Genomic DNA, 14175 nt, shown 5'->3' on the forward strand with positions numbered 1-14175 from the left:
TCCTTGTAACGCTAAATTGGGACGAAAATAAAAATGCCGCCTCTCCCAAAAGGGAAAGACGGCATGTTCTTCACGCACGTATCATTTATGAACCTATAGAAGTTGCATTCACCTACAAAGCATACTCAATATGATCCTCAATATATTGCTCCAGCTTGATCCGCACATAAGGCGGCAAGCCGGACAGCATACAGCCATAACGGAACTTATGGCCATCCGTTTCAATGCGAATCACGCGAGCCGTGATTGGCGGGAGTTCCGCTTCCTGCGGGAAGTGGATGACGATGAACATGTCTGGCGCAAGCGGCGCCTCCGAGGTGATCTGCAGGCCGCTTTCCGACAAGTCGAACAGCGTGCCGTCGATGTTCTGGCCGGAGAAGGAGCCTTCCTGCTCCCATTGGTAAATGGACAGCTTCAGGCTGATGTCCAGCTTCACGCGTGTGTTCCGGCGGCGTTCGCGGCCGGAAAGCTGCTTCTGCTTCTCCGCAGCAGAAGCAGCTTCCACAACCGCTTCGCTTGGTCTTGCGACTTCAACACCCATCCAGTCCTCATAGCACTGGATGACGGCGCTCAGATCCTCCTCGCCAAGGCCTTTGCTGAGGCCCATCTGGAACAAGGTTGTTGCCGAATTCAACATGGGTGAAGGTAGTTGGAACTTATTGGTAAGCTCCTGTGCGAGCAAAAGATCCTTCAGCATCAGCTTCAGGGAGAATTGATTGCTGAAATCACGATCGATAATTTTATCGCCTTTCAGCTCGACTTGCTTGCTGTGCGCTCCGCCGGAGCGTACAATCTCTAGGAATTGAGCAGGGTTAATTCCTGCTTTGGTTGCAATGGATAAGCCTTCGGCTAACCCGGCTAAGTTAATACCCACCATGGTATTGTGGGCAAGTTTTGCATTGGAGCCGGAACCGTTCGGGCCGAGGTAGAGGGCTTTGCTGCCAAGTGCCGAGAACACGTCTTGCTGCTCATCGAACACTTCTTGGCTGCCGCCAACCATGAAAGTAAGCGTACCAGCTTCAGCGGCAGGTTTGGTGCCGGTGACCGGTGCATCGAGGAAATCAACGAAATGCGCCGCGAGCTCCTCAGCCAGCTTTTGACTTGTTTGAGGGGACACGGTGCTGGAGTCAATAATCGTGAGAGCAGGATGAATACCACTCAGAATGCCGTGTTCACTGTAGAACGTCTCCAAGAGTGAAGCATCATTGCTAAGCATTGTAATAAGAACATCCGAACTGCGTGCTGCTTGAGCAGGAGTCGAAGCGACTTCAGCGCCAAGATGGGCCAGCTCGTCCGTTTTTTCCGCAGTGCGATTATAGACCGTTACGTTAAAACCTTTTTGAATAAGGTTAGCAGCCATGGGTTTACCCATTGTGCCAAGTCCAATAAAGCCGATACGTTTCATAGATATTTCACCTCTAGGTTCATTTTATCATGGGAACTAGAACCTGTGAATGCCTTCTTTACTTGCATTTGGACAGGCAAATAAGTATGCTAGGAAAAGGAAAAATATAGAGATGGAGGCGAGCATAGTGAGCAAGAAACTACAGTTCGATTACAGTAAGGCATTATCTTTTCTATCCCAGCATGAGGTTGATTATTTGTCAGCTCAGGTGGAGTTAGCGCATGATCAGCTGCATAACAAAACAGGTGCAGGATCCGATTATTTAGGTTGGGTGGATCTTCCTGAGAATTATAATCGTGAAGAATTTGCCCGCATTCAAGCTGCAGCGAAGCAAATTCAATCGGATTCCGAAGCGCTTGTCGTGATCGGGATTGGCGGTTCTTACTTGGGAGCGCGTGCAGCGCTGGAGATGTTGTCCCATTCTTTCTATAATATTTTGCCAAAAGATAAACGCAAAACGCCTGAGATTTATTTTGTAGGCAATAACATCAGCTCTACTTATGTCACGCATTTGCTTCAATTGTTGGAAGGGAAAGATTTCTCCGTCAACGTCATTTCGAAATCCGGTACGACAACAGAGCCAGCGATTGCTTTCCGTATTTTCCGTGAGCTGCTGGAGAAGAAATATGGCAAAGAAGCCGCACGCAAACGGATTTATGCAACAACAGATCAAGAAAAGGGTGCTCTCAAAACACTCTCTAATGTAGAAGGCTACGAAACTTTCGTCATTCCGGATGATGTAGGCGGTCGTTATTCCGTCCTTACAGCTGTTGGCCTGTTGCCAATCGCGACGGCTGGCATTGACGTAGAAGCCATTATGAAAGGCGCGGCAGATGCGCAGCAAGAATTCTCCAATCCGAAATTAAGTGAGAACCAAGCGTACCAATATGCGGCCGTTCGCAACTCCCTATATCGCAAAGGCAAAACGATTGAAATCCTGGTGAACTATGAGCCGTCTTTACATTTCGTATCGGAATGGTGGAAGCAGTTGTTCGGGGAAAGCGAAGGCAAGGATTACAAAGGCATTTACCCTGCGTCTGTTGATTTCTCCACGGATCTTCACTCGATGGGTCAATTCGTGCAAGACGGCAACCGGATTTTATTCGAAACGGTGATCCAAGTTGATCAAGTTGCAGACCATATCACGATTGGTACGGATGCAGATGATTTGGACGGGCTTAACTTCTTAAGCGGAAAAACAATGGATTTCGTCAACAAAAAAGCGTTCCAAGGCACGATGCTGGCACACACAGACGGACACGTTCCGAACCTGATCGTGACTTTGCCGGACATGACACCTTACTCTTTCGGGTATATGGTTTACTTCTTTGAAAAAGCATGTGGCATCAGCGGTTACTTGATGGGCGTGAATCCTTTCGACCAACCAGGCGTTGAGGCTTACAAAAAGAACATGTTTGCCCTCTTAGGCAAACCGGGTTATGAGAAGGAAAAAGCGGAGCTGGAAGCACGTTTGCAACAATAAAAATGAACAAATGTAAAAAAGCGATCAATCCTATCGGATAGGTCGTTTTTTCGTTCCATAATTCCCATTATTTATGTGGTAAATTTTCTTTCTATATTGTCGAAGTCTAATGTTGTGTGTAGAATATAGTGAAACAGATGTTTCCTTCTACCAAGAAAGGTCGGCTATGCTAGCACATTTCAAAACTATCCAATCGTACGGATCGTCGGAAATCATCATCAAGAAGTCGCGTTTCATCGGCCATGCCAAGCCGGTAGAATCAGAAGAAGAAGCTACCCAATTTATTGAAGCGATCAAAAAGGAACACAAAGCGGCTACACATAACTGCAGTGCGTATGTAATCGGGGAGAGGGACCAGATTCAGAAGCAATCTGATGATGGAGAACCGAGCGGGACCGCAGGTAAGCCAATTCTGGAAGTGATTAAGCATCAAGGGCTCAAGAATATCGCAGTTGTGGTTACCCGTTATTTTGGCGGTATCATGCTTGGCGCGGGCGGACTTATTCGTGCCTATACAGATGGAGCCGTGGTCGGCATTGAGGCTAGTCAGCCGATTTATAAAGTTAACCATCAAAAGGTACTGATTGAGGTTGATTATACGTGGTATGGCAAAATCGAGAATGAGCTGAGAAATCAGGGGATGCTCCTAGGGGACATTCAGTTTACAGATAAAGTGACGGTAGCTTGTTATCCTTTGGCAGCAGCAGCGGAAACATTTATCAACTGGGCAACAGACATTACACAAGGTCAAGGCATAATTACCATCGGAGAGAACGAGTACATCATTCATAAGAACCTGCCGGAATAGGCGGGTTCGAGGTTAAACAGATCATACAATTTCATAAGCTAAGGATGCGGAGGGATAGAAGAATGGCTAGGAAAGCAGTCGCGCAAGAGCTTAGCAGAGAACGAATACTTACCGAGGCGCGGGATTTATTCGCTACTTTTGGCTATCGTGCTTTAACGATGCGCAGCATCGCAAAAGCAATGGGGTACAGTCACGGAGCGTTATATTACCATTTTAGTGAGAAAGCTGAACTATTTTATGCGTTAATTAAAGATGACTTTTCCTTACTGTTGCAGCGGCAGAGGGAAATGATCGTTCGTGAGCATGGGTTTAGCGTGAACCTGCTTCAAAAGCTGATGATGGAATTCGTTTGGTTTGGTTTGACCAACCCGAATCATTACGAAATGATGTTCATGCTGAACGAACCGGAATTAGCCCATTACTCTCGTACCGAGCAAGCACAATGCTTAGAAATGTTCGCGGTTGTGATTAGACAGGTGATCGCTGACCAACCTGCTTATGAGAGCAGAAAGTTCACCCTGCCGTGGAATTTGTTTATGTCCATGCATGGCCTTATCTCTTATTGCATTCAGTTTAAACAAACCTATGAAGAAGCGCGGAAGCTGGCTGAAGAGCATATTCGTCTGATCTGTGTAAGCTTGGACATTGATTCTTATGAGCAGCAACGTCCCATTGTCAAAATGGTCGGCTCGAATTTACCTATTTCGAATGCGATTTAATAAGGTTAGGACTGTCTTTCAAGTAGAGCTATCTGCTGGAAGATAGTCCTTTTTTGCTCCTCTGAATATGCTTTCTATTTTACATTCAGCGGTAGGTGCTTTAAAATGATGGAAGAGAAGCAGGGGAGGATGACACATAGATGGATTTGAACACATGGTCGGAAGAGAACGTGGAATTCATGTTTGAAGAAATTAAGAAGAAGCTGCGCATGGCGACAGGCGGTTCAATCAAAGCCTCCAACGTGAAGGAAGAGGTATATGAGGACCTGAGGGATCTGTACAACATGGTTGCAAGCAAAGATAGATTCAGCATTAGTGAAATTGATGCGATCACAACAGAGCTGGGCAATATTCGCAAGGCCTAGTTTGTTACAAATAAGAAGCCGTTTTTCTTGCCTTTGCGGGGCTTGGAAATACGGCTTTTTCTCCATAGAGACATCTGCGTATTTATTCTTTGGAATGGACAGCTATCCAAGCGAATCGACCTATACAGCCGTACACTGTAGAGCAATGTATCTCTGGTAGCTGAAGGAGGTGGACGTTCATGGCGTCCAAGATTCGTAAAGAAGATGTTCGCAAATTGATAGGTAAACATATTGTGGCTGTGAAGAAAGATGGATCCAGTGTAACGGGAAAATTGGTGCGCATCAGCGGGAATACATTAATTGTGGCTCAGCAAACTAGCAAAAAAGCAAAAATTAAAGCTATCGTTCCGTTGGTTTTGTTTGATCTATTAGCAATTGGTACTTCACCGTTTGCGAATGGTGGTTTTGGTTATGGAGGTTTTGGCGGCGGATTTGGCGGAGGCTTCGGTGGCGGATTTGGTGGTGGCTTCGGTGGCCCGTTTGGTGGGGGCTTCGGCGGCGGCTTCGGTCCTGGGCTTTGGTTCTAAGGTTCAAAGGTTCAAAGGTTGTCGAAGGAGGACTCTTTCCCAGCGGGAAAGGGTTTTTTTACGCCTGGACAGCCCTCTGGCTTGAGTAGCTTGAGTTATGCCTAAGCTGGCGGCTGGCGGTCTGCCTCAGGTTCGTCTATTCTGCGTATTTCCTGCAAATATGCATCCTTTTTCGTCATGGAATAGGCAAAATGGTGAAAAGCCTGCGATTATGCATCCTTTTGAGACTTTTTTTCGATTCCAGGATGAAAAAGCTTGAAAAGCCTGCATAATCGCAGGTTTTCGCTGTTTTCATACGATTTGATCGAGAAAGCCTGCACTTTAGCAGGTTTTCCAAAATCGTGAGCCAAAAGCTGCTCGAATACTCCTTACGCGTATGCAAGGGTCAGAAGCAGCCTAATCGGAAGCCGGCATCTGTCACCAATCGGCAGCCTCATGAATAGGCTAACATACAAGTTTTCGGCCAATGTCCTTGAAGTAAAGAAGGGCGGCGGATTGAAAGCTATCCGTGGACAGGAGTGAGCGGCATGCCGAGTTCCATCGTTTTTAACATGATTAACATCAATAATCAGAATACGAATGCCACCATCGGAATCGGTGAGAATGTTCAATCGAGCTGGGATTCGCACAGCAAGAACAATTACGGTACCGGTGAATTTATCGGTAATTCGATTTCCGTTAATATCGTGAATTTCCTTTATGATAATGACTTTATCGATGCACCGATTAATGATCAGGACTTTAAACCCACTGTGGCGACCCAAGTATGATGAAAGAGTGGGGGAATGCGATCATGCATCTGCCAATTCCACAAGATCCGCCAATCATTCAATTCGACTCCATTCATGTGAATACAATCGGTGATTCATCTGGTATTTTCGTAGGGACGAATATGCAATTTTTTTGGACATCAAGCAGCAAGGCGAATAGCGGCATGGGTGAAGTCAGCGGGGACAATAACTATATGCTGAACAATGTGAACACCGTCTACGACAATGACATCATTGATGCGCCGTATACCAAGGGAGATTTCATTATTGGCCGTTTGTAAAAAAACTTGCTCCGCAGCCGCTTTAATCAGCAGCTTGCGGAGCATTTGTTGCGGCAGGTTCCTCCTTGTGGGCCTGAGCCGACGTAAAGCCGGAGGCCTGAGCCTGGTTGGCAATCATCTCTTGCAGCCAATCCGGCGTTTCATTGTCGCCAATATTGAGCATATCCATGAAATCGGAGTCGTTCAGCATAGAGCGCGTTCCAACGAGCTGATTATGATCGCCTTCTACGGCGCCAAACCCTTGCACAGTCTTCTGATTGCTTTGGAAATCGGTCGGCCAATTGTTGCCCATATTGATGCATGAGGCACTTTCGACGGATCCAATTCGGATCGAGCCGATAATGAAAGAGGGCGACATGAACGATGACATGCGTAGATCACCTCATTCTGTCTTGGATGGGGACGTAAAGCGATAGCCGGTTGAAGTTCGTTCTGAATGTGGGGAGCCGCTGCTCGCACTATGCTTCGTACCGCCACCAGTCTGACTTCCGCTATCGGTACTTTGTTCAGCCGCGCTTTCACCTCCAGTTGGGTGTGCAGCTTGTTTCGCGTCTTTTGACACTTGGACATGCTTGAGGGCTTCATCCAAGGGGCCTTTCTTCTCATTTGGCTTGGCTCCGAAATTATTGCCTAAATTCAGGGATCCGCTCAATTCCTTAATATCGAGATGATCCAAGCGAAATGTTAAATTTTCCAAAACAGGCTGATGCACATGCAAAGTATCAATACGAATCTGCGGATGTTTGGCGGTCAGATTAGCTAGCTCATCTTCAAGCTTCTTGAGCCGTCTTTCGAGTTGTTGAACATAGAGAGAAGTCGAATCAGGTTTGGTGGGGGTCGAAGGTAGGGATGCAGGTTTGGCCTGGTTCGAAGGAGGAGATGCAGGTATAGGTGCTGCCGTCGATGGTACAGATGCACGTGGCTGCTGTTTCGTTTTTTTCTTTTTGAACCACATCTTCCGTTCAGTTCTTTCTTGTCATCGGCTTAAGATCAAACATGTCGCCGTCATGGACGGCATGCTTGCCGCCGAGAACGACATTGCTATCGCCATGTACTTCGCCCAGCCCCTGATTGACCTTGACCGAATGCCGCCTTCCCATAATCCGATTGGTCCCTTTATTCACACTGGATGTGTCTGCGATGTCATCGATATGAATGGATTGAAATTGAATGCGCACCACAATAATCCCCTCCGTATCCGGATTTCCGAATGGTCTCATTTATTTATATGGGGACAAACGAAGATTCATTTCTCTTTTCCAAAAACAAATAACGTCCGCTAGTCCTAGACAAGCGGGCGAATGCGTCGCCTCCTGCTCTGGGCTGTCGAACGTTATGTGAATTGAATAGGGATGACCTTCTCCCCATCCGGCGGAGCCAAGGGGATTCGAACAATCAGTAGACCATTATGATAATTTGCCCGCATATGCTCGGTCATCGCTCTGCCGGGCAGACGAATGGCTCGCTCAAAGGCGCCAAAGAAACGCTCGGAAAGCCGCATCTTCTCATCCGGCACTTGATAAGGTCGAACGAGATTGCCTCGCACCAGAAGGGATTGATCTCGAAAGGAAAGCTGAATGTGTTCGGGAGAAGACAGTCCGGGAACCTCCGCGACAACAACCAGCTCCTGCGGTGTCTCATACATATCAATCCGTGGTCCTGTAAGCGGGATGATACTGGCAATGTCCTGCCAGAATTCGGGGCCTAACACGTCGCCGGCCTGCGCCGATAGTGATTTCCAATCGGGCCCCTGTGAACGGTTGCCTGGGGGATTCATCGGCCATCATCACCTGACTCTTCTACATAGAAAGTAGCGCTGCAAGCAGCATGCTACTAGTCTATGTACTTGCGCGGCGGATTATGGCTTTGTATCTATAACCTACCTCTGCGGCGGGCGTTGTTCAGATAGCTGCTGCTGGGCCATGCGCACGAGTTCACGTACCATCGCCCCTCCGATAGGACCGCCAACCCTGCCAGCGTCCTCTGAGCTTAACTGACCGTTGTAGCCTTGCTGCAGCGGCACGCCAAGCGTGCGGGCTACTTCATATTTGACCAAATCGGGTCGTTCGGGATTGACAGCATAACCTTGATTTTTCATGACTTGCGCTTTGAGCAGTCCAAGCCCATGCTCGGAACCGGGCACCATGGCTCTGTGACTTCTTCTACGTGCCATTTTCGCATCACCTCTTGCTGCTTAGGTTGTCCCGTGGTCCCGAGTTCCATGAGTTCGGAACGTAAAAAATTTATGACCCAAATAATTGCCAATTGTATAAAGTCCGTTGCCAATCAAAATAGCTGCGTTATGCAGCCAATCAGCGCTAAGCGAAGTCATGAAAGGACTGACGGTCTCGACAAGGAGATAACTTGCACCATACGAAAGGCCGTAGCAGCTCATAATCACAATTGCGAATTTCCACCAGCTGCGGCCGACACTGACGTTGGAGCGGAAGGTAAACGTCCGATTCAGTATGAAACTGACAATAGCCCCGATCGTATTTCCCGCGAAGGTAGAGACCCAATAATTCAAATGCAGGAGATTAAAGAAAACGAAGCTGGCGGATAATCCGACCAGCGTATTGAACAGACCGACCAACAAGAAGCGGGCAAAGCTGCCGGATAACCATGCTTTTATTTGATTCATCCAGCTATCCCCGGCCTGAAATGGATTGCTTGAAGGTAGAATCGGTTAGCTCTGATTGTGCAGTCGCATGCGCGGTCAAATCCTTTTCGATAACGAAAAGCGGACGCTGCTTCACTTCCTTGTATATTTTCCCGATGTATTCGCCTATTAAACCTAGAGCCAACAGCTGCACACCGCCAATGAACCAGACAGAGACAATGAGAGATGTCCAGCCAGTCACATTCGCTCCTACCAATTTGCCGACAATGGCATAAATCCCAGCGCAGACGCTGAGCAGAAACAGGAGAAATCCCATTAAAGTTACGAAGCGAATGGGGGTCACGCTGAACGACGTGATGCCATCGAAGGCGAAAGCGAGCATTTTGCGCAGCGGATACTTGGATTCCCCGGCAAAGCGCTCCTTGCGGTCGTAATAAACCTGCGTAGAGGGGAAGCCGAGCAGCGGCACCATACCGCGAAGAAATAAATTAACCTCTTGAAATTTCTCCAAATTGTCAAGAGTTCGTTTGCTCATTAAGCGGAAATCCGCATGATTATAATGAATTTTCACGCCAAGGGACGTCATTAGCTTATAGAAACCTTGGGCTGTAGCTCTTTTGAAGAAGGTGTCAGCGGAGCGGTCTTGTCTAACGCCATAGACGATATCATAGCCTTCATGGAATTTAATGATAAATTCACGAATCGCATCGGTGTCATCCTGCAAATCGGCATCGATGGAGACTACGCAATCCGAATAGGCTTTGGCTTTCATAAGTCCAGCGAGCAGAGCGCTTTGGTGTCCGGCATTTTTCGCCAGCTTAAGGCCTGTGACGAAGGTATTTGCCTCATGGAAGCGTTCAATCAATGCCCAAGTCGCATCCTTGCTGCCATCGTCGACCAATAACATCGTGCTGGAGCTTGCAATCAGCTTGTCCGCGATGAGCGCATCGAGTACACCGCTAAGCCGGAATACCGTTTCCGGAAGTACTTCTTCTTCGTTATAACAAGGGACCACAATGGTCAAAATCGGAGTTGCCACAATTCCTCGTCTCCATCCTGAATAGGTATGTATCAAATCGTGCAAAGTGAACTATTTCGATTATAACGTAAAAGCGATCCAAAAAGTAAGCGACCGGAACGAAAAGCATCGCTCCAGCCGCTATAGTCTAATTACCAGCCAAATCCGAAAGTACTAAGAACGATAACCAAGAGGATGTATAGAACGAGGATTACAGAAGTGCCAGTGTAAGGTACAGATGTTCCGCAGCCACAACTCATGTCAATCCCTCCCTTCACAAAATTACTATATGTCATTCATCTAGAGGGCGTATGGATGTTTGCCCTATTCGTGAGAAAAAAATAGATGCTTGACCGATGGACATCCTTTGCAAAGTGAAAAAAAGCTTCCCTTCACCACGGCGAACCATGGAGTTAGGAAGCTGATTAGGTGTTGACGAGGGTCAAAATCGTATCTAACAGCCCGGGAAATCTGGCTTGCAGATCTTCTCGGCGCAAGGATATATGACGAAGGGTACCATCCATACGTGTATGGATCAGCCCAGATTCACGTAGAACTTTGAGATGATGGGAAAGTGTTGATTTGGGGATATCAATTTCAATCGCCCCGCAGATCAGTTCACCTTGTTCATGGAGTCGTTTAATGACATGCAAACGAATCTCATCGCTGAGTGCGTGCAGGATCGTTGATAATTCAAGATCGCTCGGAGCAGGATGGAAGAGAGGTCTCATCTGTAGGTTCACCTGCCTTTTTGTAAAATGTAACACTTACATATAACTATATCATTTTTGATGAAGCGATTCCACGTATGACTTCCTTTAGGAAAGAGTTTCCCATTTGGCCCACATTTCCCTCGGATTAATTTCATATACCTCATTTTCTCGAAACATGAACTGATGCATAATAAATTCCCGCCGAATCGTCGCGAAATCCGGATGAACCTGCTGGATCCACGTGTTCAGCTCTTTCTCCGTAAAGCTGCGCGCTTGCTCCATTTGCTCGATAAGATGTTCTAGAACGATTAATTTTTTCTTGAGCTGAGCAGGCATATGCTTAAGCTTGCCATCTGCTGTGAAAAAGTTGCGAATAACTGTTTGTTTCAGGCTGCTTCTAGCATTCACTTCATTCATGGGTGGTTGCTCTCCTTTCTTATTTTTGTAAATAAGCTCGGCGGTTGCGTCGGCGGTGCTGCGAATGAAATAATCGTTCAGCGCGAAATAAATGGAGTTCTTCTCTCTGCGTTCAAAGATCAGACTGGCTTCGCGCAGCTTTGCCGCATGATGGGTAATTGTGGCCGGGGTCAGTCCCAATTTCTCCGCAAGCACTTGACCATTCAATTCGCCATCCGCAAGCAAAATCAGCATGCGAATTCGCGTCGCATCCGCGAGGGCCTTATGATAGGTGATTATTTTATCTAATTGCATGGGTGGTCACCTCTATGTTATTTGATGTTTGTCTAATTAGATGATAGTTAAACTAGTTTGAATTGTCAATGAAATGGTGTTTAGAATAATTTTTTTCATGGAAAATATTCCAATAAAAGTAATATAATTAATGGAATTCATAAAGAAAAAACGGGAGGTACAAATGAAAAAAAAGATTGTAATTATTTCTCTTCTTGTAGTTGCTTTGTCTATTTCACTGTTTCATCTATACCCGATTGTAAAAGGGAAGATGATTGCAAAGAACTATTTAGAAAACTTAGTACAGGAGAATTATTCTAAAGCTTCCAGTTACCATATAGATCCAAATCAAAAAATGATCCTTGAACAGAAATTGGAATCTTTAAAAGAAGATGGAGTATTTATCAAAAGCTATAAAGATATCATTGTGAACTCGGATGATGGTTGGATAACGGGAAAGGCAACCATTACTTTGACTGAGAACGGCATCCATGCCGAGTATCCTATTTATATTATTTTCGATGGCAGCAGAGTAAATCCATTAGTAACCCGATTAGAGAGCTTGGCAGAAAGCGAAAACTTAAATAAATGGTTATTGGAAGGCTAGCAGTACAAGGCTGATGTGCCATCACTCTGTCGTTGGACAGCGAGGGAGTTTCCCTATTTACGTATAGTCATGTAAAATAATAGAGATGGTCGGAATGATTATTTTGCAATTCACAAAGGGGATAGGCATAACGATGCGTATACTTGTAATGACCGCGGTAGCCCCCGAAAGGGATGCTGTTCAGCGCGGATTGGGGCATGACAGCAGATTTGATTTCGCCTTGGCTGGGGTAGGACTTGCTGCCGCAGCAGTTAATGGAGCGATAGAGCTTGTAAAAGCTGAATATGATTTGGTCGTGATTGCCGGTATTGCCGGCGGTTTTGCAGGACAAGCGGAAATAGGCACGCTGGTCGTAGCGAGCGAAATCATTGCCGCTGATCTTGGTGTGGAGCTGCTGGATGGGTTCAGCAGCTTGGACGAGCTCGGCTTTGGCTCGACGCGGATCAGCGTCGATACGCATAGGGCACAGCGGGTGGCAGCGGCGCTGCAAGCCGCCGGTTTGCATGCGCGCACAGGGCCGGTGCTTACCGTAGCAACGGCTACCGGTACTGCCGCTACCGCAGCAGCGCTAGCAGCGCGTGTGCCCGGAGCCGCCGCCGAAGCTATGGAAGGCTTCGGCATTGCCGCCGCTGCCCAGCAGCTCGGCGTGCCGGTTATAGAGATTCGCGCGATTTCCAACGCGATCGGTCCGCGTGACCGCGATGCGTGGCGCATTGGCGATGCTTTGAAAGCTTTGGAAGCAGCAAGTTCAGTCTTAGCGGAGGTGCTTTAATATGAAAATTGCGTATTCACCATGTCCGAATGATACATTCGTTTTCCACGCTTGGGCGCATGGCTTAATCCCAGGCGCTCCAGAGCTGGATGTCCAATATGCGGACATCGACATCACGAACCGGCTGGCCGCTGAAGGCACGGGCCCTGATGTGCTTAAGATCTCTTACGCAGCACTCCCTTGGGTGCTGCAGGATTATGCTCTGCTGCCTTGCGGCGGCGCCTTGGGCAGAGGCTGCGGACCGCTGGTGCTGACGCAGCCCAGCGGAGACAGCGCAGCCCCTGACCCGGCTCGGCTTAGCGGCCGCCGGGTCGCTGTGCCAAGCGAGCGCTCGACCGCGTACTTGCTGTTCCGCCTTTGGGCAGAACAGAATGTGCCTGGCGGCGTAGGCGAGATCGTGGTCATGCCGTTCCACGAGATCATGCCTGCCGTGCGGGACGGCCGCATCGATGCCGGCCTTGTGATCCATGAAGCGCGCTTTACCTACCCGTCGTACGGGTTAGCGCTTCTCACAGATCTGGGCAGCTGGTGGGAAACGGACACCGGGCTGCCGATCCCGCTGGGCGCCATCATTGCGCGGCGCTCTATGGATCTAGAGGCGCTTGCGGGCTGGGCCCGCGCCTCGGTGGAATACGCGTGGGCGCATCCGGAAGCTTCGCGCGACTACGTCATGCAGCACGCGCAAGAGATGGACCCGCAGGTCGCTCAGGCGCACATTGACCTCTATGTGAACGAGTTCACCGCCGATCTTGGAGAGAGCGGCTACGGCGCCGTCTTGACCTTGCTCCAGCGGGCTGCAGAAGCGGGACTTGTGCCGCAGATGGATTATGCTGCTTTATTGAAGTAAGGCTGCTTGTTCGAACCAACTGACAGGGCTGCCCTCAAGTAGATAAACCTACTTGAGGGCAGCCCCATTTTTTTGGAGAGTTGCTCATAAAAAGCTAGGCTGTGGTTTGGTTATACCTGCCCAAGCTACCTTGTAAGGCCGAAAAACGCGCTTACAGGATCGACCTGGCCTCGGATAGCCAGAAGTCGAGGGAGATAGGGCTGTTTATCGGCCTTACAGCAGCCAAAGTGGCTCGAATAGCTCCTGTAAAGCCGAAAAACGCGCTTACAGGATCGACCTGGCCTCGGATAGCCAGAAGTCGAGGGAGATAGGGCGGTTTATCGGCCTTACAGCAGCCAAAGTGGCTCGAATAGCTCCTGTAAAGCCGAAAAACGCACTTACAGGATCGACCTGGCATCGGATAGCCAGAATTCGAGTAAGATAGGGCTGTTTTTCGGCCTTACAGCAGCCAATGTGGCCCGAGTTTTCACGGCTTGGGAGGTTCGCGTCCAGAGCCATCCCTTTGCTCACTAGATCTTGTGACCTTATGGGACAGCTCCTTTCTACGGAT

The 14175-nt window shown here is 48.2% G+C and carries 21 protein-coding genes; 10 read left to right on the forward strand and 11 right to left on the reverse strand.

From position 1 onward, the window contains the following. Positions 1-112 precede the first annotated feature (112 nt). Positions 113-1405, reverse strand: a complete 1293-nt coding sequence (locus HQN90_RS11730; RefSeq protein WP_173218384.1) for an NAD(P)-binding domain-containing protein — start codon at positions 1403-1405, stop codon at positions 113-115. 127 nt (positions 1406-1532) lie between these two features. Here HQN90_RS11730 and HQN90_RS11735 point away from each other — a divergent pair, with 127 nt between their 5' ends. The 7 genes from HQN90_RS11735 to HQN90_RS11765 all read left to right on the forward strand — a co-directional run bounded on the left by HQN90_RS11735 (position 1533) and on the right by HQN90_RS11765 (position 6358). Continuing rightward, positions 1533-2888: a glucose-6-phosphate isomerase gene (locus HQN90_RS11735; protein ID WP_173218386.1), complete on the forward strand. Its 1356-nt coding sequence runs from the start codon at positions 1533-1535 to the stop codon at positions 2886-2888. 166 nt (positions 2889-3054) lie between these two features. After that, the gene (locus HQN90_RS11740; protein ID WP_173218388.1) at positions 3055-3696 is read left to right on the forward strand and encodes a YigZ family protein; all 642 of its coding nucleotides are present in this window, start codon (positions 3055-3057) and stop codon (positions 3694-3696) included. A 62-nt stretch (positions 3697-3758) separates the two neighbouring features. After that, the gene (locus HQN90_RS11745) at positions 3759-4415 is read left to right on the forward strand and encodes a TetR/AcrR family transcriptional regulator (protein WP_173218390.1); all 657 of its coding nucleotides are present in this window, start codon (positions 3759-3761) and stop codon (positions 4413-4415) included. 140 nt (positions 4416-4555) lie between these two features. Next, positions 4556-4780 carry a DUF1128 domain-containing protein gene (locus HQN90_RS11750; RefSeq protein ID WP_173218392.1) on the forward strand — a complete coding sequence of 75 codons (225 nt, stop codon included), beginning with the start codon at positions 4556-4558 and terminating at the stop codon, positions 4778-4780. A 179-nt stretch (positions 4781-4959) separates the two neighbouring features. Next, positions 4960-5307, forward strand: a complete 348-nt coding sequence (locus HQN90_RS11755) for a hypothetical protein (protein WP_173218394.1) — start codon at positions 4960-4962, stop codon at positions 5305-5307. A gap of 527 nt (positions 5308-5834) precedes the next feature. Continuing rightward, positions 5835-6077: a spore germination protein gene (locus HQN90_RS11760; protein ID WP_158082128.1), complete on the forward strand. Its 243-nt coding sequence runs from the start codon at positions 5835-5837 to the stop codon at positions 6075-6077. Further along, the gene (locus HQN90_RS11765; RefSeq protein ID WP_173218396.1) at positions 6074-6358 is read left to right on the forward strand and encodes a hypothetical protein; all 285 of its coding nucleotides are present in this window, start codon (positions 6074-6076) and stop codon (positions 6356-6358) included. The genes HQN90_RS11760 and HQN90_RS11765 overlap by 4 nt, the downstream gene beginning before the upstream one ends. A gap of 22 nt (positions 6359-6380) precedes the next feature. On the opposite strand, the gene HQN90_RS11770 is transcribed toward HQN90_RS11765, so the two are convergent. From HQN90_RS11770 to HQN90_RS11810, 10 genes are all read right to left on the reverse strand, one after another. Continuing rightward, complete coding sequence (locus HQN90_RS11770) at positions 6381-6728, reverse strand: hypothetical protein (RefSeq protein ID WP_216855287.1); 348 nt, start codon at positions 6726-6728, stop codon at positions 6381-6383. A gap of 12 nt (positions 6729-6740) precedes the next feature. Beyond that, positions 6741-7313, reverse strand: a complete 573-nt coding sequence (locus HQN90_RS38260; RefSeq protein WP_216855288.1) for a hypothetical protein — start codon at positions 7311-7313, stop codon at positions 6741-6743. Between the two features lie 7 nt (positions 7314-7320). After that, positions 7321-7536 carry a hypothetical protein gene (locus tag HQN90_RS11780; RefSeq protein ID WP_173218398.1) on the reverse strand — a complete coding sequence of 72 codons (216 nt, stop codon included), beginning with the start codon at positions 7534-7536 and terminating at the stop codon, positions 7321-7323. 155 nt (positions 7537-7691) lie between these two features. Continuing rightward, positions 7692-8135: an Hsp20/alpha crystallin family protein gene (locus HQN90_RS11785; RefSeq protein WP_079414086.1), complete on the reverse strand. Its 444-nt coding sequence runs from the start codon at positions 8133-8135 to the stop codon at positions 7692-7694. A gap of 102 nt (positions 8136-8237) precedes the next feature. Further along, positions 8238-8531: an alpha/beta-type small acid-soluble spore protein gene (locus tag HQN90_RS11790; protein ID WP_079414085.1), complete on the reverse strand. Its 294-nt coding sequence runs from the start codon at positions 8529-8531 to the stop codon at positions 8238-8240. Positions 8532-8552: 21 nt separating this feature from the next. Beyond that, positions 8553-8999 (reverse strand): GtrA family protein, encoded by a 447-nt coding sequence (locus HQN90_RS11795; protein WP_173218400.1) that lies wholly within the window; start codon positions 8997-8999, stop codon positions 8553-8555. Positions 9000-9003: 4 nt separating this feature from the next. Then, positions 9004-10017, reverse strand: a complete 1014-nt coding sequence (locus HQN90_RS11800) for a glycosyltransferase family 2 protein (RefSeq protein WP_173218402.1) — start codon at positions 10015-10017, stop codon at positions 9004-9006. 131 nt (positions 10018-10148) lie between these two features. Next, positions 10149-10256: a YjcZ family sporulation protein gene (locus HQN90_RS38660; RefSeq protein WP_244209072.1), complete on the reverse strand. Its 108-nt coding sequence runs from the start codon at positions 10254-10256 to the stop codon at positions 10149-10151. 165 nt (positions 10257-10421) lie between these two features. Then, positions 10422-10727: an ArsR/SmtB family transcription factor gene (locus tag HQN90_RS11805; RefSeq protein WP_079414082.1), complete on the reverse strand. Its 306-nt coding sequence runs from the start codon at positions 10725-10727 to the stop codon at positions 10422-10424. A gap of 87 nt (positions 10728-10814) precedes the next feature. Further along, complete coding sequence (locus HQN90_RS11810; protein ID WP_173218404.1) at positions 10815-11420, reverse strand: DUF2087 domain-containing protein; 606 nt, start codon at positions 11418-11420, stop codon at positions 10815-10817. 163 nt (positions 11421-11583) lie between these two features. Here HQN90_RS11810 and HQN90_RS11815 point away from each other — a divergent pair, with 163 nt between their 5' ends. The 3 genes from HQN90_RS11815 (at position 11584) to HQN90_RS11825 (ending at position 13625) form a co-directional block, all read left to right on the forward strand. Next, positions 11584-12006, forward strand: coding sequence for a hypothetical protein (locus HQN90_RS11815; protein WP_173218406.1), 423 nt, complete (start codon positions 11584-11586; stop codon positions 12004-12006). A 133-nt stretch (positions 12007-12139) separates the two neighbouring features. After that, a complete protein-coding gene (locus HQN90_RS11820) occupies positions 12140-12778 on the forward strand; it encodes a futalosine hydrolase (protein WP_173218408.1) in 639 nt (212 codons plus the stop codon). A 1-nt stretch (position 12779) separates the two neighbouring features. Further along, positions 12780-13625 (forward strand): 1,4-dihydroxy-6-naphtoate synthase, encoded by an 846-nt coding sequence (locus HQN90_RS11825; RefSeq protein ID WP_079414079.1) that lies wholly within the window; start codon positions 12780-12782, stop codon positions 13623-13625. Positions 13626-14175 lie beyond the last annotated feature (550 nt).

Source organism: Paenibacillus alba, from assembly GCF_013204855.1.
In the GTDB taxonomy this organism is placed as follows: domain Bacteria; phylum Bacillota; class Bacilli; order Paenibacillales; family NBRC-103111; genus Paenibacillus_E; species Paenibacillus_E alba.

What these genes read in the sequence shown, in the direction of transcription:
- HQN90_RS11760 (WP_158082128.1), top strand. Translation starts at nt 5,835, where the DNA reads ATGCCGAGTTCCATCGTTTTTAACATGATTAACATCAATAATCAGAAT.
- HQN90_RS38660 (WP_244209072.1), bottom strand. Translation starts at nt 10,256, where the DNA reads ATGAGTTGTGGCTGCGGAACATCTGTACCTTACACTGGCACTTCTGTA.
- HQN90_RS11755 (WP_173218394.1), top strand. Translation starts at nt 4,960, where the DNA reads ATGGCGTCCAAGATTCGTAAAGAAGATGTTCGCAAATTGATAGGTAAA.
- HQN90_RS11790 (WP_079414085.1), bottom strand. Translation starts at nt 8,531, where the DNA reads ATGGCACGTAGAAGAAGTCACAGAGCCATGGTGCCCGGTTCCGAGCAT.
- HQN90_RS11825 (WP_079414079.1), top strand. Translation starts at nt 12,780, where the DNA reads ATGAAAATTGCGTATTCACCATGTCCGAATGATACATTCGTTTTCCAC.
- HQN90_RS11805 (WP_079414082.1), bottom strand. Translation starts at nt 10,727, where the DNA reads ATGAGACCTCTCTTCCATCCTGCTCCGAGCGATCTTGAATTATCAACG.
- HQN90_RS11745 (WP_173218390.1), top strand. Translation starts at nt 3,759, where the DNA reads ATGGCTAGGAAAGCAGTCGCGCAAGAGCTTAGCAGAGAACGAATACTT.
- HQN90_RS11770 (WP_216855287.1), bottom strand. Translation starts at nt 6,728, where the DNA reads ATGTCATCGTTCATGTCGCCCTCTTTCATTATCGGCTCGATCCGAATT.
- HQN90_RS11740 (WP_173218388.1), top strand. Translation starts at nt 3,055, where the DNA reads ATGCTAGCACATTTCAAAACTATCCAATCGTACGGATCGTCGGAAATC.
- HQN90_RS11815 (WP_173218406.1), top strand. Translation starts at nt 11,584, where the DNA reads ATGAAAAAAAAGATTGTAATTATTTCTCTTCTTGTAGTTGCTTTGTCT.
- HQN90_RS11820 (WP_173218408.1), top strand. Translation starts at nt 12,140, where the DNA reads ATGCGTATACTTGTAATGACCGCGGTAGCCCCCGAAAGGGATGCTGTT.
- HQN90_RS38260 (WP_216855288.1), bottom strand. Translation starts at nt 7,313, where the DNA reads ATGTGGTTCAAAAAGAAAAAAACGAAACAGCAGCCACGTGCATCTGTA.
- HQN90_RS11730 (WP_173218384.1), bottom strand. Translation starts at nt 1,405, where the DNA reads ATGAAACGTATCGGCTTTATTGGACTTGGCACAATGGGTAAACCCATG.
- HQN90_RS11765 (WP_173218396.1), top strand. Translation starts at nt 6,074, where the DNA reads ATGATGAAAGAGTGGGGGAATGCGATCATGCATCTGCCAATTCCACAA.
- HQN90_RS11810 (WP_173218404.1), bottom strand. Translation starts at nt 11,420, where the DNA reads ATGCAATTAGATAAAATAATCACCTATCATAAGGCCCTCGCGGATGCG.
- HQN90_RS11785 (WP_079414086.1), bottom strand. Translation starts at nt 8,135, where the DNA reads ATGAATCCCCCAGGCAACCGTTCACAGGGGCCCGATTGGAAATCACTA.
- HQN90_RS11795 (WP_173218400.1), bottom strand. Translation starts at nt 8,999, where the DNA reads ATGAATCAAATAAAAGCATGGTTATCCGGCAGCTTTGCCCGCTTCTTG.
- HQN90_RS11750 (WP_173218392.1), top strand. Translation starts at nt 4,556, where the DNA reads ATGGATTTGAACACATGGTCGGAAGAGAACGTGGAATTCATGTTTGAA.